The organism is Vibrio astriarenae (assembly GCF_010587385.1).
Classification (GTDB): domain Bacteria; phylum Pseudomonadota; class Gammaproteobacteria; order Enterobacterales; family Vibrionaceae; genus Vibrio; species Vibrio astriarenae.
On the sequence record NZ_CP047475.1, the window covers coordinates 1,915,457 to 1,942,054 of the forward strand.

Consider the following 26,598-nt stretch of genomic DNA (forward strand, 5'->3'; position numbering starts at 1 on the left):
AGGAATAATTATCCCTGAGTTCCCGTGGCTAGGGTGTTGACTTCATCTGCAAACGAAGAGTTAGCCACTTTTTTTGCCATTAAATGCTTATCCAGTGGTGCTGCAACAATCTTCTTATTGATTAGATGCTTAGGGCCAACATTTTCAGAAATTGAGTTGCCTCCCCATGTACCACACCCTAGCGTCAATGAAGGTGGAATAATCGTATTGTAGATTCCACCAATTGCACCTTGTGATGTTGGTGTATTAACCAATATGCGTACCGTTTTCATTTTCTGACCAAAGTAACGAACGCGATCTGGGTGCAGAGTTTGATTAGTATACATTCCAGATGTATGCCCGATACCACCCAGCTCAACCATCGTAACGGCTTGTTCCACTGCATCTTCAAAGCTATCAGCTTTGAATAGTCCTAGTGTTGGCGATAGTTTTTCATGTGCAAAAGCATCAGAAACATTTACTTTTCCTAGCCCCTCACCGACCAACACTTTTGTCCCTACCGGCACGTTGATGCCTGCCATCAACGAGATTTCATACGCAGACTGCCCGACAATGTTAGGATTCAAACATCCATCTTTACGCAATACTGAACGCACTTTCTCTGCTTCGTTTTCGCTCAAGATATAACAGTGATTTCCCTCCAGAGCGCGCTTAACAGACTCGTAAGCCCCTTCAACAACAATAGCAGCTTGCTCGGAGGCACATACCACGCCATTATCAAATGTCTTGGATTTAATTATTGACTCAACCGCGTACTCAATATCCGCTGACTCATCGATCACGACGGGTACGTTACCAGCCCCAACACCAAGCGCTGGTTTACCCGAAGAGTATGCGGCTTTCACCATACCTGGACCACCTGTCGCCAAAATTAGACTAATATCCTGATGCGTCATCAAGGCATTCGATAGTTCCACTGAGGGCTTATCTACCCAACCAATAATCCCTTCTGGCGCACCTGCAGCAACCGCCGCTTCAAGAACGACGCTTGCAGCACGGTTAGTCGACTCTTTGGCACGCGGGTGCGGAGAAAAGATAATTCCGTTGCGTGTTTTCAGTGAAATTAGAGACTTAAAAATGGCTGTTGAGGTAGGGTTTGTGGTCGGGATAACACCGCAAATCACACCGACAGGATCAGCAATTGTCATTGAGTTATGCAATGAGTTCTCTTCGATAATGTCGCACGTTTTCTCGTCTTTGTACTGCTCATACACATATTCAGAAGCAAACTGGTTCTTGATGATCTTGTCCTGAATGATGCCCATTTCAGACTCTTCAACGGCTTGCTCAGCAAGCGACTGACTAGCTTGATAAGCCGCTAAAGCCGCCGCACGAAAAATGTCGTCAACTTGCTGCTGTGTATAATTTGCGAACTCTTCTTGGGCTTTTTTTACTCGAGCCACGAGTGCGTCAAGCTCTGCAAAAGAACTTGTAGTCATGATATCACCTTTATTACTTACCAAAATAGTCATCAAATAAGACGACCAAATACATAAGCAACTGAAACTAAGGCATGTATGTGACAGTAAACCTCCGACCACTCTCAATATTTTACGCTTTGACTGATTGTTAGACTTTCGTTCAAAAATCAGCAACAAAAATCAATATTTACAATAAGTTAAATATAGCAGTCACATTATTGTGCATATTATCAATATATCATCTGGTATCTTTAGTGATCACTTCCTTGTCTCCCCAGACTCTTTTGTTAAACAATTGTTTACAGAATTATCTCTGCACGGTTTAATGGAGCTACTCTGGCAACGTTAGCAAGGATGTATCGCTATGAATCAAATCAAAGTATTTTGTCTAATACTCGGTTCTCTCTTAGTCTCCGGTTGCACTGGAAAGCCGTCAAATGTCGAGCCAGTCTCGCCTTTTGCACTCGACCAGTACCTGGGAACTTGGTATGAGATCGCACGACTCGATCACAGTTTTGAGCGCGGTCTCAACAAAATTACGGCAACCTACGCACTTAATGATGATGGCAGTGTTAACGTGCTTAACCGTGGATGGAATGAGAAAGAGCAGCAATGGAGTGAAGCGGTCGGTAAAGCGAAGTTTGTAGACAGCAGTGACCAGGGTTATCTCAAAGTTTCATTTTTTGGCCCTTTTTATGGCAGCTACATCGTTTTTCACCTAGAACCAGATTACTCCACTGCACTCATCAGTGGACCGAATCTGGACTATTTCTGGATTCTATCTAGAACACCTACGCTAGAGGCCGAACAGCTGAATCGATATAAAGAAATTGCTCAGCAAGCTGGGTTCGATACTGAGCAGCTCATCTACCCGACACACGATTAGCTCGCCACCTTAAAGAGAAGCGCATTCAATGCCACTGATTGCACTTCTCTTTCGTCAATTTGTCATATTAAATGTTAATTTTCGTTGCAGAACCTATCATTCACACCACTTTTTTGATTCAGCGCAGTCTTTTTTTCTAACAATCAGTCTAGATTGACTGTTCCGTTCCAAAAGAGAAGAATTATGACTCAGATTAACCAACAACGCCTTGTCGATCACTTCATTGAACTTGTAAAGATTGATAGTGAATCAGGCAACGAGAAACAGATCGCGGAGACACTGACAGAGCAACTAGGCAACCTAGGCTTTACAGTCCACAAACTTGAAATGCCTGAGGGTTACACTAACGGCTTCAACGTCTACGCGCGTCTTGAGGGTGAACTTGACGACAGCATTCTTCTTAGCTGCCACATGGACACGGTTGCACCGGGTAACGGTGTTGAACCTGTTATTGAAGACGGAATTATCCGCTCTGCTGGTGACACCATCCTAGGTGGTGACGACAAATCGGGTATTGCTGCCATTATGGAAGCGGTTCGCGTGATCAAAGAGCAGAACGCTCAGCACAAAACGATCGAACTTGCCTTTACCGTTTACGAAGAGGGTGGCCTTTTCGGTTCTAAGTTCTTCGATATGTCGAACGTGACTTCAAACAAGGCGATCGTTCTTGATTCAGGCGGTCCTATCGGCACTATCATCAACGTTGCGCCTGGTCAGCAAAGCCTGAAAGTGACGATCAAAGGTCGCCCAGCTCACGCGGGTCTTGCTCCAGAGACTGGTATCAGCGCTATCGGTGTTGCTGCAGATGCAATCGCTAACATGAAGCTACTGCGTATCGATGAAGAGACAACGGCTAACATTGGTACCGTTAACGGTGGTCAAGCGACAAACATCGTAATGCCTGAGCTAAAAATCGCTGCCGAAGCTCGTTCTCTGTGTGACAAGAAACTAGAAGCACAAGTGGCTCACATGGTTGAAACTTTCCAAGCGGCTGCAGACAAGCATGGCGCAGAGCTAGAAATCGAATCTAACCGTGCATACAACGCTTTCCGTATCGAAGAAACTGACGCACATATTGTTGACGTTAAGAGCGCGTTTGAGGCTATCGGTATTGAGCCACAGTGCCAACCGACTGGTGGCGGCAGTGACGCAAACAACTTCTTCGCGAAAGGCATTAATACGCTAAACCTATCAACAGGTATGGCCAAAGTGCACACAACTGAAGAGTACATTGCAATCGACGACATGGTGAAGATCTCTGATTTCATCCGTCAATACGTAACACGATAATCCATCTTCACGATTATCTAGCGTAAGCTATTCTTTCAAGGGCGCTATCATGCGCCCTTTCTATTTTTGACCGACAACGCTCACTCTCCCATTCTCTATCCACTTTCTTCTTGAGTCTCAGCCCACTTACCACTAAATTAAACATACATTTCATTTAAATGTTTATCGCCATGAGTAAACCCCACCAAAGTGAGCTACTGAAAGATAGCTTAGGTACCGAGTTCAAAACCGTCTCTCACATGGTTTACTTGTACTGCCAAAAACACCATCAAGGCTCACCGATTTGTGAGCAGTGCCAGGAGCTCATTGATTATGCAGAGGTAAGGCTTGATCGATGCCCGTACGGTCACGCTAAACCGGCTTGTAACCGGTGCCCTATTCACTGCTACAAACCAGAGCCAAAGCAAGCAATGAAAGCAGTAATGCGATATGCTGGCCCAAGAATGCTCATACACCACCCTATTCTGGCCATTCGTCACTTAATCAAGGAGCGTAAAGCTTTTCCAGATAAGCCACCAGCAGGGCTCTCCAATCGAGCCCTGCGTAAAGAGAAAGCTAGGGGTTAACCACCAACCACTGCTGCGATAGCCAATAAAACGGGGAACCATTTCGATGTGGTGCGGTACAGTTTATGCGGTGACGACCATTCACTAGCTCTTTTGGCGGTAATACAGTGAAGCTTGTCTTGTCATGCCAATCGACATCAACCGTTTGTCCATTAAAGTAACATTGCAAGTGTGGATAATGAGCCTCTGTCGATGGTTCGAGCTCCACTCTGAGTGCAGGCAAAGACTCTGCTACAACTGGGTCTGGTAACAGCGTGAAATTGGTAGGCAACGCCCTTGCATTTATTTTAAAGCGCAACGATTCAACACTCGCATAATAACCAGCGGCGTTAAACCTTGGTAAGGCTTGCCAATCACTATTAAATTCTACCGAACCAGATTGCTGACCAAAAGCAACGTAACCTTGCTCTTTTAACCAATCACGCAGTGGGTAATTATACTCCCCATAAGGATAAGCAAAGAGCATCGGCGCAGTCCCAATTTCCTCTTCTATACGTTGTTGCGCCATCTCAATGTTAGATGTTGCACGCTCGAACCATTCTTCAGTTTGTAGGGACTCTCGTACTAAAAAGGCATGGTCTAAAGTGTGATTGGCAATGGTAGCACCATGTTGTGACATATCACGTAGCTGATCCCAAGAGCAGTAGCCTTGGAAGTTCGCATCGATAGGGTCTGTCGTAACAAATACAGTAAAGGGTAATTGTCTTTGTTTAAGAATTGGATACGCCGTATCACACACAGACCTGAATCCATCATCAAACGTTAGAGCGAGCTTTTTCCCTTCAACCTTTTCGCCACTTTGGATCTGCTTGAGGGTGCTTTCTAGATCTACGATCTCATAGCCCTGCTCTTCAAAGGCATCGAGCTGTGCAATAAAATCATCAACTTTCGTCGATGTAGAGTGCGGTGTATTGTCATCGACATGGTGATAAATAAGAACATTAAGCGCTTGCGCATAAGTAAGTGTGCTTGTAAGTAGAAGCGACAGTGCAAAAATTGGGCGTTTCATCAGGAGAATTGTTCGCTTAAATAAATGAAATTCCGTATATTTTAGCAGACTCGGTTTGAAACCATACGTCAGTTTCACGTTAAGTTTCACTGTCGGTGAAATCCCGAAATCTGGCATGCCCTTTACCCCACTCTCTGATAGAATCTTATTTTTAAATCAAAGCAGTATCCCAAATGGCTCTAAAACCAACGATTTACAAGTTTCGCATTTCACTGAGCGATATGAACCGTGATCTCTACACTTCAAGCAACATTACCGTTGCACAACACCCATCAGAGAATGAACGCCGCCTATGCGCGCGTATCTTGGCTTACTGTCATGGTTATACTGAAGATCTTGAGTTCACAAAAGGTTTGAGCACAACAGATGAGCCAGACCTATGGGAAAAAGAGTTACACGGTGATATTCGCCGTTGGGTAGAATTAGGTGAACCTGATCTGGATCGCGTCAAGAAAGCCTCTCGTGTCGCTAGCCGCGTATCCATTTACGGTTACAACACATCGGTTGACCAATGGTGGCAACAAAACCAAACAAAAATCACTGGCTTTTGTGACGGTATTTATAAGATTGATAGCGAAGCGCTTGACCAATTTGGCGAAACTCTGACTCGCACCATGGACATATCGGTAATGCTGACAGGCAATGATATCTATGTTGATACGGGTAGCGACTCAATTACTATCTCTATCGAAACGCTTCACGCTGAAGACTAAGCCATGAACCAGGAAAACAGCTTTTACCCTCAACTGTTACAGTTGGGGCTTAATCTACCTAATCAGAATTCTCTTGTTAGCTGCTCACAATCCGATCTGGTCATGATTGAGAAGTCATTGTGGCCTCTATACCAAAAGAGCCTATCTAAGAAGCCAGACATGACTGAACTTGAGAGATTTCTCGGGCTGTTTTCCTATCATCACCAAGATTTAATGGGACAATTTTTGTCACAGAAAGCTTCTCTGTCCGAAATGCAAAGGGTGTTTGAAACGCATTTGGAAACGGAGCATCAAGAGAAATTTTCTGCGCCGATTATCAAACAACTGTGGCTTTCTAGTTACATTTGGTTGTTTCTGCAAGGTCGTATGAACCTAGACTTTAGCTTAGCCAACGATCACGCGACTGAAGTATCAAAGGCGCTATCCGGAGTGTTAAATACAGAGGTTGAAGTAATGAGGTGCGAGTTAAACAAAGCTTATTATCAAGGCATTAGTGCTTTTCAAAGCTCAGAAACAAACAAACCACTTTGGAAAAAGTGGTTTGAGAAATGGCTTAATTAACCTTGTAAAAAAGAGCATCCTCATATCGCAGAAAAACAAAACCCACCTATTGGTGGGCTTCAGAATCTACCTGTCTTTCCTTGTACTTCTTGTAGAGATACATCCCTGTGAGCATGATGATTTTACTCGATAACCAGATCATTAGTACCTATTAAAAGTCCCGGGTAAGATATCAATACTTGTACGGAAAATCACCTACCCAAAGATGTTACATTCTGTAATCCTTTTCTCATTCTAATGATTTTTAAATATAAAGCGGAAATTTTGTGACTGTCCTGGGCGATTATTGTTACCCATCATTAGTTAGTCAAGATGCCATTGCAGTGCCCCAAATCTCCTTTGAAAGTCTGAATTCCTTTAACGTTAAAGTGGAACAATTCCTTGCAGATCGTGTTGCACTTCACATTCTATGCAAGTGGTATTATCCATAGGTAAAATAAATTGATTTGATCAACTCCAACTGCATGCCGAACATGCTAGTCTCCTGCCGTTTTGATCTTTTTCTTCGATAAATAGGGATATTTAACCATGATGAATGTGATTCAGGGTGCACAGATGTTGTTTGTCGCCTTTGGTGCTTTGGTACTGGTACCTCTGCTAACCGGACTTGACCCAAGTGTGGCTCTATTCGGAGCTGGTGTCGGCACACTGCTCTTTCAGTTTATTACCCGTCGTACTGTTCCCATTTTCCTCGCCTCTTCATTTGCTTTCATCGCTCCAATTATGTTCGGGGTACAAACTTGGGGTATACCTGCCACGATGGGCGGCTTGATGGCAGCGGGTGTTGTTTATGTAGCAATGGGAGGCTTAATTAAAGCCAAGGGTGTCGAAATCGTTCATCGCTTACTCCCACCTGTCGTGGTAGGCCCTGTCATTATGGTGATCGGTTTGGGTTTAGCGCCTGTTGCGGTCAACATGGCACTGGGTAAAACGGGAGATGGAGCAGTTCAATTAATTGATGGCAATGCCGCGCTTTGGGTTTCAGCAGCATCATTGATTACAACGATCGCAATCAGTGTTTTTGCTAAAGGCTTTTTAAAACTACTCCCCATCTTTGGCGGTATCTCCGTTGGTTATGCACTAAGTCTTGGCTTTGGTATTGTTGACTTTACTCCAGTTGCTCAAGCCGCTTGGTTATCACTGCCTAACTTCACTATGCCGGAATTTAACATTAACGCTATTCTGTTCATGATTCCTGTCGCAATAGCCCCTGCTGTTGAGCACGTTGGTGATATGCTTGCTATCTCGAACGTAACAGGTAAGGACTACCTGAAGAAACCAGGACTTCATCGCACCATCACTGGTGACGGGGTCGCAACCATCGCAGCATCGATGGTGGGCGCTCCACCAAATACCACCTATAGTGAAGTGACTGGTGCGGTCATGCTCACCAAAGCTTTTAACCCTATCATCATGACATGGGCTGCTGTTACGGCTATTGCATTAGCGTTGATTGGTAAACTCGGTGCACTGCTTCAAACCATCCCAGTCCCGGTAATGGGTGGCATCATGATCCTTCTGTTTGGCTCTATTGCGACGGTTGGTTTGAACACTTTAATTAAGAACAAAGTCGATCTACATGACTCGCGAAACCTGGTGATTGTCGCAGTGACACTGGTCTTTGGTATCGGTGGCATGGCATTTGGTGTGGGTGATTTCAGCCTTCAGGGTGTGAGCTTGTGCGGTATTGTCGCTATCTTGCTCAACCAAATTCTGCCTCGTCAACTCGGTGAGAATCACGTTGTTGATAATGCGCAAATGGAAGAAGACAAAGCGTAAAACCATTTAGCCCAAATGATAGCTTTCAACGCCCAAGAGATCTCTTGGGCGTTTTCTTTTCTCACAACATCACAAAGCCTCTCTATGGTCTATAACTTTATTAAAGCCCCCTCTAACAAAAATAAAGACTTAAGAGAGAACAACGATGCATAGGCTGCTGACATTATTCACAGGTTTACTACTTCCCTTCTCAACATTCGCTAACTACGATGTAGAAAGAGTTGCCCAAGGCTTGTCTATCCCATGGGCGATTGAATTTGTGACAGAACATCAACTCATCATCAATGAGAAAGACGGTAAGATTTCTCTACTCGATCTTAATAACGGGCAAACACAACGTCTATATACGATCAAAGATATCTTCAATAGTGGGCAAGGCGGCTTACTGGACGTTACCTCCTACAAAGACAGCACGGGAAACACTACGTTATTTTTCAGCTATAGCAAACCAACCCCTGAAGGTGCGACGCTGGCTGTCGCTAAAGCAGATTTCATCAAAGACCAAATTCAAAACTTTACAGAACTGTTCGTCGCGGATTCTACAAGTGACACCTCTCGCCATTTTGGTAGTCGAATTGAAATTGTAGATGGACATCTCTTTGTCTCTATTGGTGACCGAGGTGAGCGAGACAATGGACAAGACGTCACAACGCATGCCGCGACAATCGTTAGACTGAATCTGCAAGGCAACGCTCCCATTGATAATCCATTTTCAAATCACAGCGAGGCTCTCCCTGAGATCTGGTCATATGGCCACCGTAACCCTCAAGGACTCTTCTATGATGAACCTAGTCAAACTCTGTGGTCTATCGAGCATGGTCCAAGAGGTGGTGATGAGATTAACCGAATTGAAAAAGGCGCCAACTACGGTTGGGCAAGGGTTTCTCATGGACGTGAATATTGGGGCCCGCTCGACGTTGGCGAGGCGAAATCTCTACCCGGCATGGTTGACCCGGAGCTTGTCTATATTCCCTCTATCGCACCAAGCAATATCGTTCTATACCGAGGTGACAAATACCCGGAGCTAGACGGTAAACTGCTCGCAGGAGCACTTAAACTCGCTCACATTAATGTCGTAGAAATAAAAGATAACCAACTACACAAACATGCTCGAATCCTTGGGAGCCTCAACGAGAGAATCAGAGACATTACGATAAGCCCGACCAACGAAATCTTCTTCTCAACCGACAATGGCAATATCTATCGTTTAATTTCCAAGCAACCTGAGTGACTTTCCATTTTCTCAATGTCATTTTACTTGAAGTCGTGACTAACAATCTTTAGGTTTAGGGGATAAGTGAGCAGTATTGTCGCTGTTACCCTTCACTTATTTGCACCTCACGCAAGGCAACGGTGGTGACACAAGACTCAACGCTGCTTTTAGTTCCAAAGTCCCTTATTTCAGAAAGGCTAAGTGATGACGTTAAAAAACACACAAAAAACCGCATGGCAGACACCGATGCCACAAGAACAGTTCAACTTTATGAAAAAGGTTCTTGCCTCTCCATCCCCTATCGGCTTTGAAGCGGCTATGAGCTATGGGGTCATTAAGCCTGAATTTGAGTCGTTCATGCCTACAACTTGGGGTGTCCACCAATTTAAAGGGAATGCTGGAATCGTTTTCGACTCACATCCTGGCCGTGATGACCTAGTGAGTGTGATGATTGTGGGCCACGCAGACAAAATTCGTATGCAAGTACGTAAGATCGATAATGATGGCAAGGTTTGGATCAATACGGATTCTTTTTTGCCGACAACTCTCATTGGTCATGAAGTGAAGGTCTTTTGTCAAAACCCAGACCAGCCAAACAGTTTCAAAGTCATTGAAGGTTGTACCGTTGAAGCACTGGGCGCAATCCACTTCTCTACGCCAGCACAACGCACCGGCGAGCAAGGCATCAAACCTGAATCTATCTACCTCGAACTACACACCCATGGTAAAGACCGTAAAAAGCAAGTAGAAGCGCTTGGGTTACGCCCTGGTGATCCAATCATTCTCGATCGCCCAATCAAGCATGGCGTGTCTCCAGACACCTTCTACGGTGCATACCTTGATAATGGTTTAGGTTGTTTTTCTGTCACCGAAATTGCTCGTCTTGTTGCCAACGAAGGGCTTGATAACGTTCGCGTGTTATACACTATCGCGACTCATGAGGAAATTGGTCGCTTCGGTTCGACACAGCTCGTTGGTGAACTTAAACCCGATGTTCTCATCGCGACAGATGTCAACCATGATTATGAAGCAGCACCGGGTATCGGAAGCCGTAATATGAACCCTCTAAAAATGGGTGAAGGTTTTACTGTCTCTCGTGGCTCTGTGGTATCCGAGTTCTTAGTTCAATCTATTGAAAACATTTGCCGTGAGCAAAATATCCCTCATCAGCTTGATTTTTCTGGTCGAGATATGGGCACGGATGGTATGGCAGCAGCGCTTGCTGGTGTTGATAGTGCTGCGATATCTATCGGTTACCCGATCCGCAACATGCATACTTCATCAGAATCAGCACACACAGGCGATTTGCTGGCGTCAATTCATGCCATTGCAAGTCTGCTTCGCCACTTTAACGAGCTAAATGATGGTAAAGGCATCACTCGTGACGACTTGAAAAATAGTCATGTCCGTCTAGACAACATTTAAAATTAAAAATAACGAAGAGTGCCCAGTTTTGAACAACTGGGCTTTTTCAGCAACAGTAGGGAACACTGCGTACTTGGTTTCGGCCGGAATTCTTTGCCACATAGAGAAACTGATCAGCCACACTTAGGGCATCTTTTACTGTTTTCGTAATCGGTGCAATGCCGATTGATACTGTCACTCTTGGTGAAATACTACACTCTGCTACTTTTAAACGAATACGCTCCATCGCTTCACAAGCCACTTTTGTATCACTGGTTTTTATCACTACAGCAAACTCCTCCCCTCCCAAGCGAAAAGCGTAATCATCTGCTCTAATCGAAGACTTGATGGCTTGGGCGACCGAACGGATTACCTTATCTCCTATCGCATGTCCAAAACTATCATTGACGCGTTTGAAATGATCAATATCGATAATACCGATATGATAGGCATCGTTGGACAATATCGAAGGCTCAATATGATCGAGGTAATGACGATTGTTTAGTGTAGAAAGCTGATCAACAAAACTTATCTGCTCCAACTCTCTTTTACGCTTTTTAGTATCCATAAATACATTAGTAACAACAACCAACATGATCGCTAACGCAAATGTGATGTAAATATGTGTAGGCACGATCTCTGAGTTATTCACCAGATGTACTAAATAAGCTCTATCGTTATGGATATCTTCCACTGTTTTAAAAACAGCCGTATGAGGTCCAAGGTCGATGCTTCCTTTAAGGCGACCTAGACGATGAATTTGACGCAAAACTTCTTGATAGTTCTCTGGTAAATGAGCACCTTGGGGTACATCGTCATGGCGAGTCCAGTGAATAAATCCATCCTCAGCCATGATAAACATCCCATTATAGAGATAAGAAAAATAGGCGCGAGCTTCTATTGCTAACAGCAATTGTCCTATTTCCTTTCCCTGATCAATCACCGGAGTACGCAGTAGGTAGAGGCCATCATTAGTTAGGTCAATAATCGGTAAGCTTTGAGAGTTTAACTCGTCATTGTTCATTTCACTCGGAACTATTGAGGCCAATTTCAAATATGTTTGCCCACTAAGAATTTTAGATACAGTTGCATTAAAGGCGTCAGGATCGCGTTCAAAGTTCATCGCTAAAGGAGTACGAGATAGGCTGATATAGGATTGAACAATAGCAAGGTTAGATGCGAAAAGTTGAGCAGATTTTTCAACTTTTTCCTCTATATCCACAATGGCATTTTTTTTTATATAACTAATTGGTGTATTGACGAGAAATATAAACAACAACAAGAACGCTAAAGTTTTGACTTCAACGTGCTTGATACTAGGCAACTGACATACTTTTTCCCACGACATTGCTTCTACCTGTGACTTCCTTGCTACAGCTTAGACTTACCACTTTTGCGGTAAGGTTGATAACACTACTTAATACTCAACAGGTTTGATAGTGAATTTTTTCTGACAAAATGCTTAAGGTATTGTTTATAAGGGTCGTTTAAACCGACCTGACTTTATAATGGCAACCGTGTACATTGTTTCACTCAGTATAACAAAAACAAAGTTAGCCTATGAACTCACAAACTTTTATCGACGCTGGTATCAAGTATCAACCGCATACTTTCAATGTACCACTCAATTACTCTCTCCCTAGTGGTAAGACAATCTCAATTTTTGCTCGTGAAATCAGGAACAGTGATCACTCAAGTGCAAGCAAACCATGGCTTGTCTATTTCCAAGGCGGCCCCGGTTTTCCTTCTCCAAGACCCAACGGCACATCGGGCTGGCTAAAACGCGCATTGCAAGACTATCGCGTGTTGCTTCTGGATCAACGAGGCACTGGCAACAGTAGTGTCATCTCACACCAAACGTTAAACCACCTAAATGCACAACAACAAGCTGAATATCTGAGCCACTTTAGAGCAGATAATATCGTACGTGACGCTGAGTTCATTCGTGAATCCTTCGGTATTGAAAAGTGGTCTACGCTAGGCCAGAGTTTCGGGGGGTTCTGTACCCTCACCTACCTGTCAATGTTCCCGCAAAGCCTTGAAGCAAGTTTTGTCACCGGCGGTATACCCTCTATTCACCGTCATCCTGATGATGTGTATCAGGCTACGTTTAAACGGACACAAGAAAAGAATACACAGTTCTTTGAGCAATTCCCTGCCGCTCAGAATCTGTGTAAGGCCATCGCTGACCACCTACTTCACACTGAAGAGCATCTACCCAACGGGCAAAGACTGACTGTAGAGCAGTTCCAACAACTCGGTATCAATTTTGGTATGAGCGATACTTTCTTGCCTATGTACTACCAGTTAGAGACAGCCTTCGTCGAAGTCGATGGAAAACGTCGCCTTAGCTATGATTTTCTTAACCAGATACTGATGCAGCAAAGTTTCCAAACTAATCCGATTTATGCCATTTTGCATGAATCGATCTACTGCCAAGGGTTTGCATCACAGTGGAGTGCCGATCGAGTTCGCAAGCAGCTGTCTATATTTGATTATCAGTCTGACAAGCCTTTCCTATTTACCGGCGAAATGGTCTTTCCTTGGATGTTTGAGCAATACACTAACCTCAAGCCTCTGCAACAGACCGCACAAATACTGGCAGATAAAACCGATTGGGCAAACCTATATGATGCCGAGGTCCTGAGTAACAATACCGTGCCTGTCGCTTGTGCCGTTTATGCCGATGATATGTTTGTTGAGATGGATATCAGCCGAGAAACATTAGCAAACCTACCCCACTCTAAAGCGTGGATAACGAACGAGTATGAGCACAATGGACTGCGAGCGGACGGTGAGCATATCCTAGATACACTCATTGCAATAAGTCAGCAGATCAAAGCCAACCAAACTGTCTCGGATTAGGTCTAGGCCTATACAGTTCCGAAAGTGGCTAGCAGATAACATAACAAGATTTACAATGTTTCTATTAAGACTGAGATTTTGCCCCGTCATAGGACAATGATGTTATGCCACTTTCCAATCGTGACCAATACCGAACGGCCCGCCTTTCACGTGATCGACGCTTTGATGGGCAGTTTTTTGTTGCGGTTAAAACCACAGGGATATTCTGTCGTCCTATCTGCCCGGCCAATTTACCCAAAGAAGAAAATGTCGACTATTACGCTAACGCAGCAGGCGCACTTAGAGATGGATTTCGCCCGTGCAAACGCTGCCACCCTGATAGTGCACCGACTTCTTGGCGATGGTTAGGGGTTGAAACCACTTTTCAGCGTGCAGTCAGTGAAGTGGAAAGTGGATACCTTCAACAGCATTCAATCCAATCGTTGGCTGATAAGCTAGGTATCAGTGATCGGTACTTGCGTAAATTATTCGAGCGTTATTTGGGTTTAGCTCCTAAACAGTACGCTCTGTATCAACAACTGATGTTTGCTAAGCGATTGCTGCATAGCAGCCAGCTTTCTATCACCGATGTGGGTTATGCATCAGGGTTTAACAGCACACGCCGCTTCAATGATGCATTTATAAACACATTAAAGCTAACACCGAGCGAATTAAGAAAAGCGGGGACAACCTCTCATAGTAATCGCTTATCTATCGCAGTGAGAACACCCTATGATTGGCGACACCTTCTCGACTTTTATGCGCTGAGAGCCATCGAAGGCATAGAAAAAATAGAAAGCACTCGCTATAGCCGCTATTGCTTGCTAGAGAGCACGAAAGCCTGGTTCTCTGTCGACTTTGCTCCCCTAGAGCAAGGAAAATTTTTTGTAGACGTCGAATTTGAGCTCGATGACATACGTCAATTACGCACTCTGATTCAACAAATACGCCGAGTATTCGACCTCGATACTGATGTTACTACGGTCGAGGAATCACTCTCTAAGATTGCACCTGAGCTCGTTAAGCATTCGGGAATTCGCATACCTGGAGTGTGGGATCATTGGGAGGCAGGAGTAAGAGCAATTGTTGGTCAGCAAGTTTCCGTCAAAGCTGCCATTGGTCAACTCAACCTGTTGGTGTCCACTTTGCAAAATGGGGATATAAAGTACTTCCCTACACCGCAAGAGTTGATAGATAACGATCTTGGCTTCCTAAAAATGCCAATCTCGCGTAAAGAGGCCTTAAAACGCTTTGCGCTATTTATGAGTCAACATTGGCATTGCACACCCGATAACTGGATTGAGATAAAAGGCGTTGGCCCTTGGACAATCAACTATGCCAAAATTCGCGGCTTATCTGACCCAAATTGTTTTCTTGATAGTGATTTAGTGGTGAAGAAAGCCCTCATCAACTATCCACATTTAACTCAGCAGTCCGTTTCTCCGTGGGGAAGCTATGCCACCTTTCATTGTTGGAGCCATGCTTAATGAACTCATATACCATTTTTCCAAGCCCGCTTGGCCTAATCACCGTCCAAGCCAATGAGTTGGGTTTGACCGGTGTTTGGTTTGAAACCAACACCACATTGCCTGATGAATTAGGCATCAAAAACGACTCGAACCCGTTGTTACTCCAAGCGAAACAGCAGATCGGCGAGTTTTTCGCAAAAGAGCGTCAAGTGTTTGAACTGCCTCTTTCAGCGACAGGCACCGAGTTTCAACAAAGCGTTTGGGAAGCTCTGTGTGCAATACCTTACGGTCAAACATGGAGCTACCAAGAAATCGCAAACCATATTGGCAAACCAAAAGCGGTGCGAGCCGTTGGAGCAGCAAACGGCAAAAATCCGCTCTCTATTATTGTCCCCTGTCACCGCGTGATTGGCGCAAGCGGTCAATTAACGGGATACGCAGGCGGCATCGAGCGAAAGAAAACCCTACTTCAGCTTGAAGGTGCACTATAACTACCCACACTTAGTTAACATTTCAAAATCTCATTCGTTAAAATTTGGTGCACCACAAAATAGCGCACTGCACCAAAAGTGATCGCGCGCGCAAACGTTTGCGCAAGTTTTCACTCTTACCCCATTTTAATCGTTGTTTTTAGCATTTTTTAGTCAGTAAACCCTTGAATCCTTCGGTTGTTAGGTGTAAAACACACCACATAATCATCTACGTCTAGAGTCGTTCCTAGGCGCAATGACTATAAACATACAATATGACAGGCAGGAGTTGCTAAAATGTTAAATAAAGATGGACTACTTGGAAATCTCGGCGTTCAAGTCGTGATTGCCATGGTTGTTGGTACATTGGTCGGTGCAATGATGGGTGAAGGCGCAGTTGTCTTTGCTCCACTCGGTGCAATTTTCATTAACCTCATCAAAATGCTCGTAATCCCATTGGTTGCGGTTGCGCTAATCTCTGGTGCAGCGGGTTTGGGTAACAGCTCAAACGCGGGTAAAGTGGGCATGGTAACGCTGGGTTACTTTGGCCTAACGTCTGCACTTGCAGTAGCACTTGCACTTGTGATGGGCGCAATCTTCCAGCCAGGCATCGGTGTTGATACCTCAGGCGTTGAAGGTATGTTCTCAGCAGAATATGCATCGAAAGGCGAGCTACCGACTTTCTGGGCAACGATCACTGGCATGATCCCAGAGAACGTATTCCAATCTCTTAACGAAGCCAACATTCTTCAGATCCTAGTATTCTGCCTCTTCTTTGGTATCGCACTTTCTAAGCAGTCTAAAGAGCGCCGTGACCCAATCGTTAACGGTGTTAATACGATCGTTGATTCAATGGTTTGGATGATCAACAAAGTCATGATCATCGCGCCAATCGGTGTATTTGGTCTGATGGCTGAAGCGGTGGGTACATTTGGCTTTAGCGCGCTAATGGTCGTATTCAAACTATTCCTTGTTTACGTAGCGGCCATCGCAATCTTTGGTTTTGTTGTTTACCCTCTGATGATTCAAGTCTTCACTAAGACTTCTGCGAAGAAGTTCCTATCTGTGATGAAGAAGCCACAAGCCGTTGCTCTATCAACGTCATCATCAATGGCGACGCTACCTGTAACAATGAACACAGTAGAAAACGAGCTGAATGTGAAGAACTCTACTGCGTCTTTTGTTCTGCCACTTGGCGCAACGATCAACATGTCTGGTAACGCGATTTACTACGGTTTGGTAGCGATTTTCTTCGCTCAGCTGTTCAATATCGACCTATCTATGGGCGCTTACATTGCAATCATCCTAACATCTACTTTAGGCGCGGTTGGTCAAGCGGGCGTTCCTGGTCCATCTTTCCTAGTTGTAGCGGTTCTACTTGCAGCGGGTATTCCAATCGAAGGTCTACCACTACTGTTCGCTCTTGACCGTATCTTCGACATGATTCGTACTGCACTGAATATCACAGGTGATGCTGCGTGTGCCGTAATTGTTGACTCTCTCGTTGAAGAAGAAGACTTTGAGAAACAAGCTGAGATGCAAAAACAAGAAGCTTAATCTTTCATCTCTTCCTTTAAGCCCAGCTCATGCTGGGCTTTTTCTTTTCTAGACCTTTAAATCTGACTCTCATTCGCTGCGTATCACTCTTGAACAAGGAGTGTCTAATGCAAAAAATCAATATCGTTTGGTTCAAAAGAGATTTGCGACTAGAGGATCATGAACCTCTCAATGCCGCCGTAAGCAGCCGTTACCCCACCCTATTGCTGTACCTGTTCGAACCTATACTTTTAGACAACCCTCACTACTCGACTTTGCATTGGCGCTTCATCTATCAATCCCTTGAAGACCTCAACAAGAGACTTCATGCGTTGGATACGTCTGTCTGCATGATGCAAGGTGAAACAATTGACTGCTTTGAATATCTTAATAGTGAGTTTGACATCCAAGTCGTCTATTCGCATCAAGAAATTGGCTTAAAGTGTACTCATGAGCGAGATGTTCAACTCAGCGATTGGCTTTCATCCAAAGATATTAAATGGAATGAAAGTCCTAGCGGTGCCGTCGTTCGCGGAGCAAAAACACGTCATCAATGGGATAGACACTGGAAGGAGGTCATGCGAAAGCCGATACCCAAACTCACGGCTACCTCATGCGACTTTGTTACTCCGCCCCCAATACCAAAATCCTATCTGGCGATAATCCCGACAAAGTGGACGCTCAAAAAAAGCGGCGTGCAGACCGGTGGTGCTACTCTCGCACAAATAACGCTTGAGGACTTCTTTCAGCGCCGTGGAAAACGCTATTACTGCTCGATATCCAACCCAAGCGACTCGCGTACTGCATGCTCTCGACTCTCTCCCTATCTCGCTTGGGGCAACCTTTCGCTAAGACAAGTCTATCAGACACTTTTGGATCATTGGCAGCAACCAGGGTTTAGGAGAAGCCTCATGGCACTCTCATCCCGCTTGCATTGGCATTGTCACTTTATTCAGAAGTTCGAATCTGAGGCTGAGATGGAGTTTCGTTGTCTTAACAAGGCCTACGAATCACTGCTAGAAAAACACTGTGAAAATAACGTAACTCTGTTAATGGCATGGAAAAACGGTCAAACCGGAATCCCGCTTGTTGACGCGTGCATGCGTTGCTTAATACACACCGGGTATATCAATTTTAGAATGCGGGCTATGCTGGTTAGCGTTCTTACCCATCATATGAACATCGACTGGCGGCTAGGTGCTCCTTACTTGGCTTCACTGTTTTTGGATTTTGAACCCGGCATCCACTACCCTCAATTCCAAATGCAAGCGGGAGTAACGGGTATCAACACCCTTCGTATTTACAATCCAACCAAACAAGCCAAAGAACATGATTCGGAGGGCGAATTTGTTAGGAAATGGATTCCTGAACTGACTCACATCCCCACTCCGTTGATATTTGAGCCCAGTCAACTGACCGAAATGGAAATCGAAATGTACCAGCTTGAAAAAGACAGTGTTTACTTGAACCCTGTGATCAATCTCGATGAATGTGCTCGAAAAGCAAGAGAAAGACTGTGGTCTTGGCGAGGAAGAACTGACGTTAAACAAGAGGCCAAAAGGATACTTCAAGTTCATGTGCGCCCTCATTAGCGCACATTTCCAACACAATTTAATTGTTGTTTACACCTAATTGCTATTTTCTCTAGGTTTCCATACCCGCTTTTGGGTACACTAAGTCTACGACTAAATATGCATTTCTTGTTATGAAACAGCTTATCGACTTTATCCCACTGATCGTCTTTTTTGTACTGTACAAAATATACGATATTTATACGGCGACAGGGGCTCTGATCATCGCAACGGCAATTCAAGTAATTGTGACTTATGCGTTATACAAGAAAGTCGAAAAGATGCAGCTCATCACCTTTATCGCGGTCGCAGTATTTGGTGGTATGACTCTCTTTCTGCATGATGACAACTTCATAAAATGGAAGGTCACGATCGTCTACTCTGCTTTCGCATTAGGGCTCACCATTAGCCACCTTATGGGAAAATCTGCAGTTAAGGCGATGTTAGGAAAGGAGCTAACGCTACCCGATAACGTTTGGGCAAACATCAATTGGGCCTGGGTGGCCTTCTTTGCCAGCTGTGCTGGGCTCAATCTTTATATTGCTTTCAATATGCCGTTAGATAGCTGGGTCAACTTTAAAGTGTTTGGCCTGCTAGCAGCGACTGTTGCCTTTACGATCGCAACAGGCATTTATCTATACAAACACCTCCCACAAAATAAACACAGAGATCAGGAATAATTAACCATGAGCACCACTCTCCCTGAGCCAACCGGCAGCTTATTATTACGTACACTTGCGATGCCAGCTGATACCAATGCTAACGGTGACATTTTTGGTGGCTGGATCATGTCACAACTCGATTTGGCCGGAGGTATTCTTGCCAAAGAGATCTCAAGTGGTCGCATCGCAACGGTATCTGTTTCAAGTATCGAATTTAAAAAACCTGTTAAAGTGGGTGATGTTGTATGCTGTTACGGTGAGTGCACTCGAATTGGCCGTACATCAATGTCAATTCATTTAGAGGTGTGGGTGAAGCCAGTAAAAGAGGACGGGGTGAAAGATCGCTTTATGGTATGTAAAGCCACATTCAACTACGTCGCTATTGACAGTCAAGGCCGTCCTCGCCCAATCAAACCTGAATAATATTGGAATTTAGAGAAAGGAAATCAAACTATGTGGTATGTCATTTTTGCTCAAGATGTCGAGAACTCTTTAGAAAAGCGCATGAGCGTTCGTGCGGATCATCTTGCACGTTTAACCGCATTGCAAGAACAGGGACGCTTGCTGACGGCTGGGCCGATGCCCGCAATTGATAGTGAAAACCCTGAAGGTGCTGGGTTTACTGGCTCAACTGTGATAGCCGAATTTGATTCGCTAGAAGATGCAAAAGCTTGGGCTGATGCAGACCCTTATATAGCCGCTGGTGTGTACGCAAACGTTATTGTTAAACCATTCAAAAAAGTCTTCTAATTATGCGCAAAGCTATCTCTATTGCTCTAATGATTTTACTTGCTGGCTGCGCCTCAAGTGATAACAAGCAAAAACAACTCGAAATGCTCGCTTCTAACCGTGCTAGCCTGTTGAGCTCTGAGTTGCCAATCGAGCATGGGCCCTTATCGATTATGCGAGCTTCATCCTCTGGAACCACCATCGAAATCATGATGATTTACAATGATGAAGCGCCAGGTGCCATCTCTACCCAACGTCTGCTTAACGCAACAATGAGCCACTACTGCAGCGATGACTCTGTGAGAAAAAACCTTGAGGTCGGCCTAAACTATCGTTTGAAGATCCGTAATAGCCGCGGTCAGCTCATGGTGGATCAAATGATTAACAACACGCAGTGTTAACATGGCGTAAGAATTAACCGAAAGGTTAACTCAACGTTATCATCTACTTGCGTAAATGTAGAATGCGCTTTATAGTTCGTCCTATATTTTGCATAACTAATTAAGTATCTGATACCAAAGGTACACGGAGTAAAACAATGAAAAAGCAACTAACAACGTTAGCAGTGTCTGCTCTATTTGCATCAACAGCAGCAGTAGCATCTACCCCTGTGATGTTCTCTTCTCTAGACAACTTCAACGCGCCAGATGAAAACGCAGTTGGCGGTGTTCGTCTAGCAGTCCTTCACGGTCAAGTTGATCAACTTAAAGGTGTCGACTTCGCAGTACTAGGTATGTCAGAGACAAACACAACAACAGGCGTTAACTTTGGTCTGTTCTTTGGTGCAAACAAAGTCAACGAGAGCATGAAAGGTGTCTCTCTAGGCCTATTCAACTGGAACACAGGTGAAGCAACAGGCGTTAACTTTGGTACCGTTAACATGACAAACGACGTTAAAGGTCTAAACGCGAGTTTTGTAAACTACTCTACAGGTAACACACTGGTTGATTTCGGTACCGTTAACCTATCAGAAACTTCAACCGTTCAGCTTGGTCTGTTTAACAATACAACGAACATCAAAGGCGTTCAGATTGGCCTAATCAACTGTGCTGCAAATGGTTTCTTCCCTTGTTTCCCTATCGTTAACTTCGCGAAGTAATTCGTCCGTTATATGAATCTTAAAATGCCGACCTCACGTCGGCATTTTTTATCCTTGCAATAATTCTGGTACTTTAAGCTTCGCCAACCCATACGCCGCGCATGTCACATTGTCTTTGATCGTTCCATCCACCAGCATCTTCTCAAATGTTGAAATTGGAAATGCGCAACTAACAAGGTCTTCTTCTTCCGAATCGAGCTTGGTTCCAACAAACTCAAGATCTGTGGCCAAATAAATATGACAAGTCTGATTTAGAAAGCCGTATGCGATAAACTGATTGCCTAGATACACCATTTTACTCGCGATCAATCCAGTTTCTTCTTGTAGCTCACCTTTGGCAAGTTCTAAATGATCCGCATCTGGGTTTGACTCCCACGCTCCTTGCGGTAGCTCCCAACAACGCTTTGCAACGGTATAACGATACTGCTCGACCAAATGAATCTGACCGTCACCCACTGCGATAATCACTGCACAATCAGGTTTATCGACGACACCATATATCCCCTCTGCACCGCTTGAGCGACGTATTTTGTCTTCTCTCACTGTCATCCACTTGTTCTGATACACAACTTCTGTGCTCAGTGTTTCAATGTCCGTCATCGACGCTTCCTAATTTGTGATTTAACGCCATTTTATGTGATCAGACCGCTAAGTAAGAGGCTTGATATCACAACTTTATTTTTCATTGAGCTGAAATTTGTTCATTCACGTACTAAAGTGAGAATAAAAATCATCACCATCAACAACAAGGAAAGACTGATGCTCAAAACAACACTGGTTGGATTTACCCTAATGTCATCGATTGCCTTTGCAGGGGATAACAGTACTTACTCAGTAGCAGGTGTCGACTACGAAGGATACTGGTCTCCAGCGGGCGATAACGCCCCACTCGTTTTATTGGTACATGACTGGGATGGACTCACTGACTATGAAGTTGAGCGAGCGAAAATGCTCAACGACATGGGTTATAGCGTCTTTGCTGCTGATCTATTTGGCAAGGGTGTGCGTCCAACAGAAGTCAAAGACAAAAAACAGCACACTGGTGAATTGTACAAGGATAGAGAAAAGCTTCGTTCTCTTATGCAAGCGAGCTTAGATCACGCGGTAAGTCTTGGCGGTAATGCCTCAAATACGGTCGTGATGGGATACTGCTTTGGCGGCGCTGCCGTTCTAGAAGCGGCTCGCGCAGGCATGAAGGCCAACGGTTTTGCCACATTTCATGGTGGGTTAGGCACACCTGACGGTCAAGGTTATAGCGAAGTATCAGCACCAGTACTCGTGTTACACGGTACTGCCGACACTGCCATTCCTATGACGCAATTTGCTGATTTGGCGGCAAAGCTGGAAGAGGCAAAGGTTGAGCATGAAATGATTACTTACAGTGGCGCGCCCCACGCGTTTACTGTTTTTGGTAGTCCGCGTTATCACGAACAAGCCGATACGAAGTCTTGGTCAGCGTTTGCTCATTTCCTTTCGGAGCAAACTAAAGGCTAAGTGAACTTTAAAACAACAGGCCCGCACTTATTTCACAGCCACGTAGCCGGCCTGTTTAATAAACTCACATGAAGTTAACTGCGCAAATTTTGTTACCGTCTAAATCACGAAGATAAGCCATATATAGCTTCGTTATTGACCCTTCACGCACGCCTGGAGGGTCTTCAATCGGTTTGCCCCCGGCCACAATTCCTGCCCCGTGAAAATCATCCACCATCGATGGGCTACTGGCTCTAAAACCGATGGTGCCACCATTTGCGTGTGTCGCCTCTTCACCGTCAATCGGCTTGGTTAACGCAAAGACACCATGTTCTGACATATAAAAACAACGCCCCTTGGGATCCATGACTCCCGGTTTGTGTCCTAGCTTGCCCAATACTGCGTCATAGAATGCTTTGGCACGCGCCACATCATTAACACCTATCATTACATGTGAAAACACTCTCTACTCCTTTTGATTTCAATCGTGTTCTCATAAAGTTAGCTACTTATCTCGAATTTTACACAGTAGCCGCCCTTCCGGTGACAAAACTCTGCGCTGGGTCAACAACAAACAGCTAGTGATAGAGATATTCATCATCACAAAGATCGCCATCATGATAAGTAACTGGTACTTAATCGCGATTATAGGAGACGTACCCGATAAAATTTGGCCCGTCATCATTCCTGGTAGAGACACCAAACCCATTGTCGCCATGGTGGCAAGAATCGGAGCAAGCGACTTTTGCAGTGCCACTTCAACAAACGGCCTCGATGCATAAATGGGAGAGGCTCCCAAAGATATCTTGCCTGCATACTCCTCTTGTCGCGCATCAAAAGAGCCAAAGAAATTCTGCAATGCGACAATATTACCGCTTAGGCTATTACCGAGCAGCATACCGGATAAAGGAATCACATATTGTGCACTATAGAAAGGCTGTGGCTGAACCACAGCAATACACACCACCAGCAAAATAGGTAATAAGCCAAAGAATAGACCGGAGAATACCGGCAGCAATAACAGAGACTTGGGTAATCTTGATTTACTAACCACTGAGCTTGCACCGATTAGCATCATGACTAACAGCCAAACTAGGTTAACGATCCAACTGTCCAACTCAAAAAGGTATTCTAGATAAATACCGATTAGCGCGAGCTGAACCGCCATACGCACCACACCTAGGAGTATGTCTTTTGCTAGTGACAATTTAAAATAGGCATTGATAGAGAGAGGAATCAACATCAAGAGTGAAAAAGCGAATAGGTTCAATACTGATATATCGAGAGCGTCTTGCATCTAGGGGTTTGACCTTAATTTAATGTTCAATGGGATGATATCAGAATCCTGCCCTACACTGCCTGTTTTCGTTCAGGCACCTTTAGCCTTTGCTTGGTAAAACACTGTCTTAGATATATAGTTTAGAAAACACTATCTAAGGTTCAGCATGAAAACGATCGGCTTATTAGGTGGAATGAGTTGGGAATCCACGGCGCACTATTATCAAGCGATTAACGAGGGAATAAAATCACGCTTAGGAGGCCTACACTCGGCAAAAATCAGCCTTTTTAGCGTCGACTTCCAACCCATTGAGCGACTGCAACACCAAGGCGACTGGAGTGCCTGTGCCGATATCTTAACCACCCATGCGAAAGGTATTGCTGCATCAGGCGCTGACTGCTTACTAATTTGTACTAATACTATGCACAAAGTGGCTCCTGAGGTTGAAGAGCATTTATCGATCCCCTTAATCCACATTGCCGATGCCACAGCCCAAGTGCTTCAGCGCGATGGCATTCGCAAAGTTGCCCTACTCGGAACCCGATTTACGATGGAAGAAGGGTTTTACAAGGATCGAATCCAAGACAACTTTGGCATAGAGGTGATCGTGCCACATAGTGATGATCAGACCGTTGTTCACGATATTATCTATCAAGAACTCTGTCAGGGGGAGATAAAGTCACAGTCAAAAGACGCCTACCTTGCCATTATTCACAGCTTGTATGAGAGAGGCGCTGAAGCCGTCATTCTGGGCTGTACTGAAATCGGTTTATTGGTCCAGCAAGAGGATACGTTGGTAAAACTTTACGATACTACTCTGATTCATGCGCAAGCTGCTATTGAGTTTGCGCTGCAATCTGATGACGGTTAAACAGAAAACCAGATTTGAACTAAGCTAAGTTTGCACCCGCTATTTATCTCACAATAGATTTATAAGGACACAAACTATGCATAGCATCGTCAAAGACCTTGAGAGTCGCTATACCGTAAAGCAATATGATTCTGGTAAGAAGATCCCCCAAGAGCGCATCGATATCCTTAAGCAGGCCATGCGACTCTCAGCTTCATCAATCAACTCTCAACCGTGGAAATTCATACTTCTTGAAAGTGACGAAGCGAAGCAGCGCTTTCATCAAACGTTCGCTATTAAATATCAGTTTAACCAGCACCATGCGATCGAAGCTTCCCACGTCTTGTTGTTAGCTTACAATCCTAAGTTCACTAAGGAGCAATATGCTCGTTGTGTCGATGTTGAAGTACAGTCAGGTCACCTCCCACCAGAAATGTACGATAACATGCTAAACGGTGGTTTCACTTTCGCTGAGCTGAATACCGACGAAGATGGATTTAACGGCCATTGGACCAAAGCACAGCTTTACCTCGCATTAGGTAACACACTACACACCTTAGCAAGATTGGAGATTGAATCGACACCAATGGAGGGTGTTGATGCTGACCTTGTTGCCGAAGAGTTTAAAGAAGAGCTTGAAGGATATGTCTGTGAAGTTGCTTTGGCAATGGGTTATCACAAGGTCGGGGAAGACTACAATCACGGTCTTCCTAAAGCCCGACTGCCGCTTGATGAGATTTTCGTAACGCTATAATGAAAAAAACCCAGCAGAAGCTGGGTTTTTAATAAACACTCGAGACCGATTAAACCAGCTCGGCTTGCAGCCAAGGCCAGCCTTGCTTCTTACGGCTCAATGTGTTTTCCATCATTAGCATGCCGTCTTTTTCGTGCTTAACCAGCTTCTCAGCCCACTCGCCCTTGTATAGAAGACGAGTTTGCGCTGTTGTGATGTCCGTTAGCATTACTGCAGCGAACGCCAGACCTTCCTCGTTACAGCGGCGCTCTAGATCCGCTTCAAGCGCTTCGATCATACCGTCAACTTGCTCAAGTGTTGCTAGTTCAACTTGGCCAACAACAACATCACGCTCATTGAACGGATAGGCTTTTAGGTCTTTCTCAACAAGCTCAGCGGCTGATAGGCCTTCAATGTTCGTCTTTGCGATTAGTAGATCTTTGATGAATGCATCTAGGTCTTCAACGCCAGCAATCGTAGCAAGTTCTTGAACGGCATCTTTGTCCTTTTGAGTACACGTTGGAGACGCGAAGCCTACCGTGTCAGAAAGGATTGCAGACATCATAAGGATAGCCATTGGGCGAGTGATTTCTGCTTCTTCCATTTTGAATAGGTTGAACAGGATCGTACAAGTACAACCTACAGGCCAAATCCACGCTTCAAGAGGGTTTACTGTCATCACATCACCTAGACGGTGGTGGTCTACAATACCTAGAATTTCAGCTTCTGCGATGTCATCAGGTGCTTGAGCCACGTCTGTGTAGTCTACCAGCCAGATCTTTTGACCCGCTACAGATGTACACATTTCTGGTTGATCCATACCAGCAGTTTCAAGAATGTGTTGCGTTTCACGGTTGATGTCGCCTTGGCGAACAGCTTTCGCTTCAAGACCACGTGCTTTTAGAAGTTCAGCAGCAACCAATGCGCCACAAATGCTGTCACTATCAGGGTTCTTATGACCAACAACTAGAATCATCTTGCTTCCTATATCATCAGGTTGACTCAAACAGTGCGATACCTAGTGCATCACCTGCCAGTCTA

27 protein-coding genes and 1 pseudogene are annotated in these 26,598 nt (G+C 44.7%); 21 read left to right on the top strand and 7 right to left on the bottom strand.

The genetic code is table 11. The annotated features are described in order from the left end of the window. Positions 1–71: 71 nt before the first annotated feature. Positions 72–1,439: pseudogene (locus GT360_RS09010) on the bottom strand (aldehyde dehydrogenase family protein); the annotation flags it as partial. Between the two features lie 346 nt (positions 1,440–1,785). On the opposite strand from GT360_RS09010, the gene GT360_RS09015 reads away from it, so the two are divergent. The 3 genes from GT360_RS09015 (at position 1,786) to GT360_RS09025 (ending at position 4,163) form a co-directional block, all read left to right on the top strand. Continuing rightward, positions 1,786–2,307: a lipocalin family protein gene (locus GT360_RS09015; RefSeq protein WP_164648540.1), complete on the top strand. Its 522-nt coding sequence runs from the start codon at positions 1,786–1,788 to the stop codon at positions 2,305–2,307. A gap of 183 nt (positions 2,308–2,490) precedes the next feature. Continuing rightward, a complete protein-coding gene (locus tag GT360_RS09020; protein WP_164648541.1) occupies positions 2,491–3,597 on the top strand; it encodes a M20/M25/M40 family metallo-hydrolase in 1,107 nt (368 codons plus the stop codon). Positions 3,598–3,767: 170 nt separating this feature from the next. Continuing rightward, positions 3,768–4,163 (top strand): nitrous oxide-stimulated promoter family protein, encoded by a 396-nt coding sequence (locus GT360_RS09025; protein WP_164648542.1) that lies wholly within the window; start codon positions 3,768–3,770, stop codon positions 4,161–4,163. Here GT360_RS09025 and GT360_RS09030 read toward each other — a convergent pair. Further along, complete coding sequence (locus GT360_RS09030; protein ID WP_164648543.1) at positions 4,153–5,172, bottom strand: polysaccharide deacetylase family protein; 1,020 nt, start codon at positions 5,170–5,172, stop codon at positions 4,153–4,155. The genes GT360_RS09025 and GT360_RS09030 overlap by 11 nt on opposite strands. Positions 5,173–5,345: 173 nt before the next feature. On the opposite strand from GT360_RS09030, the gene GT360_RS09035 reads away from it, so the two are divergent. The 5 genes from GT360_RS09035 (at position 5,346) to GT360_RS09055 (ending at position 10,863) form a co-directional block, all read left to right on the top strand. Next, entirely contained in the window at positions 5,346–5,885 is a 540-nt protein-coding gene (locus GT360_RS09035; protein WP_164648544.1) for a YaeQ family protein, read from the top strand. Positions 5,886–5,888: 3 nt separating this feature from the next. Further along, positions 5,889–6,446 carry a hypothetical protein gene (locus GT360_RS09040; RefSeq protein WP_164648545.1) on the top strand — a complete coding sequence of 186 codons (558 nt, stop codon included), beginning with the start codon at positions 5,889–5,891 and terminating at the stop codon, positions 6,444–6,446. 528 nt (positions 6,447–6,974) lie between these two features. Then, a complete protein-coding gene (locus GT360_RS09045) occupies positions 6,975–8,225 on the top strand; it encodes a uracil-xanthine permease family protein (RefSeq protein WP_164648546.1) in 1,251 nt (416 codons plus the stop codon). Positions 8,226–8,370: 145 nt separating this feature from the next. Continuing rightward, positions 8,371–9,456: a PQQ-dependent sugar dehydrogenase gene (locus GT360_RS09050; protein WP_164648547.1), complete on the top strand. Its 1,086-nt coding sequence runs from the start codon at positions 8,371–8,373 to the stop codon at positions 9,454–9,456. Positions 9,457–9,642: 186 nt separating this feature from the next. Continuing rightward, entirely contained in the window at positions 9,643–10,863 is a 1,221-nt protein-coding gene (locus GT360_RS09055; RefSeq protein WP_164648548.1) for a M20/M25/M40 family metallo-hydrolase, read from the top strand. A 46-nt stretch (positions 10,864–10,909) separates the two neighbouring features. Here the strand turns inward: GT360_RS09055 and GT360_RS09060 are convergent, their stop codons facing one another. Continuing rightward, positions 10,910–12,190 carry a GGDEF domain-containing protein gene (locus GT360_RS09060; RefSeq protein ID WP_164648549.1) on the bottom strand — a complete coding sequence of 427 codons (1,281 nt, stop codon included), beginning with the start codon at positions 12,188–12,190 and terminating at the stop codon, positions 10,910–10,912. A 212-nt stretch (positions 12,191–12,402) separates the two neighbouring features. Between GT360_RS09060 and GT360_RS09065 the strand changes: the two genes are divergently transcribed. From GT360_RS09065 to GT360_RS09110, 10 genes are all read left to right on the top strand, one after another. Further along, a complete protein-coding gene (locus GT360_RS09065; protein ID WP_164648550.1) occupies positions 12,403–13,707 on the top strand; it encodes an alpha/beta fold hydrolase in 1,305 nt (434 codons plus the stop codon). 104 nt (positions 13,708–13,811) lie between these two features. Beyond that, a complete protein-coding gene (locus GT360_RS09070) occupies positions 13,812–15,173 on the top strand; it encodes an AlkA N-terminal domain-containing protein (protein ID WP_164648551.1) in 1,362 nt (453 codons plus the stop codon). Continuing rightward, entirely contained in the window at positions 15,173–15,646 is a 474-nt protein-coding gene (locus tag GT360_RS09075; protein WP_164648552.1) for a methylated-DNA--[protein]-cysteine S-methyltransferase, read from the top strand. Before GT360_RS09070 ends, GT360_RS09075 begins: the two co-directional genes overlap by 1 nt. Before the next feature lie 276 nt (positions 15,647–15,922). After that, on the top strand, positions 15,923–17,182 hold the full coding sequence (locus GT360_RS09080) for a dicarboxylate/amino acid:cation symporter (RefSeq protein WP_164648553.1): 1,260 nt from the start codon (positions 15,923–15,925) through the stop codon (positions 17,180–17,182). Between the two features lie 107 nt (positions 17,183–17,289). Continuing rightward, positions 17,290–18,753, top strand: a complete 1,464-nt coding sequence (locus GT360_RS09085) for a cryptochrome/deoxyribodipyrimidine photo-lyase family protein (protein WP_164648554.1) — start codon at positions 17,290–17,292, stop codon at positions 18,751–18,753. 113 nt (positions 18,754–18,866) lie between these two features. After that, positions 18,867–19,412: a septation protein A gene (locus GT360_RS09090; RefSeq protein WP_164648555.1), complete on the top strand. Its 546-nt coding sequence runs from the start codon at positions 18,867–18,869 to the stop codon at positions 19,410–19,412. Positions 19,413–19,418: 6 nt separating this feature from the next. Beyond that, a complete protein-coding gene (yciA, locus tag GT360_RS09095; RefSeq protein ID WP_164648556.1) occupies positions 19,419–19,817 on the top strand; it encodes an acyl-CoA thioester hydrolase YciA in 399 nt (132 codons plus the stop codon). A 30-nt stretch (positions 19,818–19,847) separates the two neighbouring features. After that, on the top strand, positions 19,848–20,144 hold the full coding sequence (locus tag GT360_RS09100) for a YciI family protein (protein ID WP_164648557.1): 297 nt from the start codon (positions 19,848–19,850) through the stop codon (positions 20,142–20,144). Between the two features lie 2 nt (positions 20,145–20,146). Further along, entirely contained in the window at positions 20,147–20,524 is a 378-nt protein-coding gene (locus GT360_RS09105; protein ID WP_164648558.1) for a GspS/AspS pilotin family protein, read from the top strand. Positions 20,525–20,661: 137 nt separating this feature from the next. Beyond that, positions 20,662–21,222, top strand: coding sequence for a VC2662 family protein (locus tag GT360_RS09110; protein WP_164648559.1), 561 nt, complete (start codon positions 20,662–20,664; stop codon positions 21,220–21,222). Positions 21,223–21,270: 48 nt separating this feature from the next. Here the strand turns inward: GT360_RS09110 and GT360_RS09115 are convergent, their stop codons facing one another. Next, positions 21,271–21,822, bottom strand: coding sequence for an NUDIX domain-containing protein (locus tag GT360_RS09115; protein ID WP_164648560.1), 552 nt, complete (start codon positions 21,820–21,822; stop codon positions 21,271–21,273). Between the two features lie 156 nt (positions 21,823–21,978). Between GT360_RS09115 and GT360_RS09120 the strand changes: the two genes are divergently transcribed. Beyond that, positions 21,979–22,716: a dienelactone hydrolase family protein gene (locus GT360_RS09120; protein ID WP_164649632.1), complete on the top strand. Its 738-nt coding sequence runs from the start codon at positions 21,979–21,981 to the stop codon at positions 22,714–22,716. Between the two features lie 64 nt (positions 22,717–22,780). Here the strand turns inward: GT360_RS09120 and GT360_RS09125 are convergent, their stop codons facing one another. Next, complete coding sequence (locus GT360_RS09125) at positions 22,781–23,158, bottom strand: VOC family protein (RefSeq protein WP_164648561.1); 378 nt, start codon at positions 23,156–23,158, stop codon at positions 22,781–22,783. Positions 23,159–23,200: 42 nt separating this feature from the next. Beyond that, entirely contained in the window at positions 23,201–23,992 is a 792-nt protein-coding gene (locus GT360_RS09130) for an ABC transporter permease (RefSeq protein ID WP_164648562.1), read from the bottom strand. Positions 23,993–24,140: 148 nt separating this feature from the next. Between GT360_RS09130 and GT360_RS09135 the strand changes: the two genes are divergently transcribed. Next, entirely contained in the window at positions 24,141–24,845 is a 705-nt protein-coding gene (locus GT360_RS09135; RefSeq protein ID WP_164648563.1) for an aspartate/glutamate racemase family protein, read from the top strand. Positions 24,846–24,921: 76 nt separating this feature from the next. Further along, on the top strand, positions 24,922–25,578 hold the full coding sequence (locus GT360_RS09140; RefSeq protein WP_164648564.1) for a nitroreductase family protein: 657 nt from the start codon (positions 24,922–24,924) through the stop codon (positions 25,576–25,578). Between the two features lie 49 nt (positions 25,579–25,627). Here the strand turns inward: GT360_RS09140 and GT360_RS09145 are convergent, their stop codons facing one another. Then, positions 25,628–26,533, bottom strand: coding sequence for a manganese-dependent inorganic pyrophosphatase (locus GT360_RS09145; RefSeq protein WP_164648565.1), 906 nt, complete (start codon positions 26,531–26,533; stop codon positions 25,628–25,630). Positions 26,534–26,598 lie beyond the last annotated feature (65 nt).

Coding starts and splice junctions, on each gene's coding strand:
- GT360_RS09015 (WP_164648540.1), top strand. CDS start 1,786: ATGAATCAAATCAAAGTATTTTGTCTAATACTCGGTTCTCTCTTAGTC.
- GT360_RS09020 (WP_164648541.1), top strand. CDS start 2,491: ATGACTCAGATTAACCAACAACGCCTTGTCGATCACTTCATTGAACTT.
- GT360_RS09025 (WP_164648542.1), top strand. CDS start 3,768: ATGAGTAAACCCCACCAAAGTGAGCTACTGAAAGATAGCTTAGGTACC.
- GT360_RS09030 (WP_164648543.1), bottom strand. CDS start 5,172: ATGAAACGCCCAATTTTTGCACTGTCGCTTCTACTTACAAGCACACTT.
- GT360_RS09035 (WP_164648544.1), top strand. CDS start 5,346: ATGGCTCTAAAACCAACGATTTACAAGTTTCGCATTTCACTGAGCGAT.
- GT360_RS09040 (WP_164648545.1), top strand. CDS start 5,889: ATGAACCAGGAAAACAGCTTTTACCCTCAACTGTTACAGTTGGGGCTT.
- GT360_RS09045 (WP_164648546.1), top strand. CDS start 6,975: ATGATGAATGTGATTCAGGGTGCACAGATGTTGTTTGTCGCCTTTGGT.
- GT360_RS09050 (WP_164648547.1), top strand. CDS start 8,371: ATGCATAGGCTGCTGACATTATTCACAGGTTTACTACTTCCCTTCTCA.
- GT360_RS09055 (WP_164648548.1), top strand. CDS start 9,643: ATGACGTTAAAAAACACACAAAAAACCGCATGGCAGACACCGATGCCA.
- GT360_RS09060 (WP_164648549.1), bottom strand. CDS start 12,190: ATGTCGTGGGAAAAAGTATGTCAGTTGCCTAGTATCAAGCACGTTGAA.
- GT360_RS09065 (WP_164648550.1), top strand. CDS start 12,403: ATGAACTCACAAACTTTTATCGACGCTGGTATCAAGTATCAACCGCAT.
- GT360_RS09070 (WP_164648551.1), top strand. CDS start 13,812: ATGCCACTTTCCAATCGTGACCAATACCGAACGGCCCGCCTTTCACGT.
- GT360_RS09075 (WP_164648552.1), top strand. CDS start 15,173: ATGAACTCATATACCATTTTTCCAAGCCCGCTTGGCCTAATCACCGTC.
- GT360_RS09080 (WP_164648553.1), top strand. CDS start 15,923: ATGTTAAATAAAGATGGACTACTTGGAAATCTCGGCGTTCAAGTCGTG.
- GT360_RS09085 (WP_164648554.1), top strand. CDS start 17,290: ATGCAAAAAATCAATATCGTTTGGTTCAAAAGAGATTTGCGACTAGAG.
- GT360_RS09090 (WP_164648555.1), top strand. CDS start 18,867: ATGAAACAGCTTATCGACTTTATCCCACTGATCGTCTTTTTTGTACTG.
- yciA (WP_164648556.1), top strand. CDS start 19,419: ATGAGCACCACTCTCCCTGAGCCAACCGGCAGCTTATTATTACGTACA.
- GT360_RS09100 (WP_164648557.1), top strand. CDS start 19,848: ATGTGGTATGTCATTTTTGCTCAAGATGTCGAGAACTCTTTAGAAAAG.
- GT360_RS09105 (WP_164648558.1), top strand. CDS start 20,147: ATGCGCAAAGCTATCTCTATTGCTCTAATGATTTTACTTGCTGGCTGC.
- GT360_RS09110 (WP_164648559.1), top strand. CDS start 20,662: ATGAAAAAGCAACTAACAACGTTAGCAGTGTCTGCTCTATTTGCATCA.
- GT360_RS09115 (WP_164648560.1), bottom strand. CDS start 21,822: ATGACGGACATTGAAACACTGAGCACAGAAGTTGTGTATCAGAACAAG.
- GT360_RS09130 (WP_164648562.1), bottom strand. CDS start 23,992: ATGCAAGACGCTCTCGATATATCAGTATTGAACCTATTCGCTTTTTCA.
- GT360_RS09135 (WP_164648563.1), top strand. CDS start 24,141: ATGAAAACGATCGGCTTATTAGGTGGAATGAGTTGGGAATCCACGGCG.
- GT360_RS09140 (WP_164648564.1), top strand. CDS start 24,922: ATGCATAGCATCGTCAAAGACCTTGAGAGTCGCTATACCGTAAAGCAA.
- GT360_RS09145 (WP_164648565.1), bottom strand. CDS start 26,533: ATGATTCTAGTTGTTGGTCATAAGAACCCTGATAGTGACAGCATTTGT.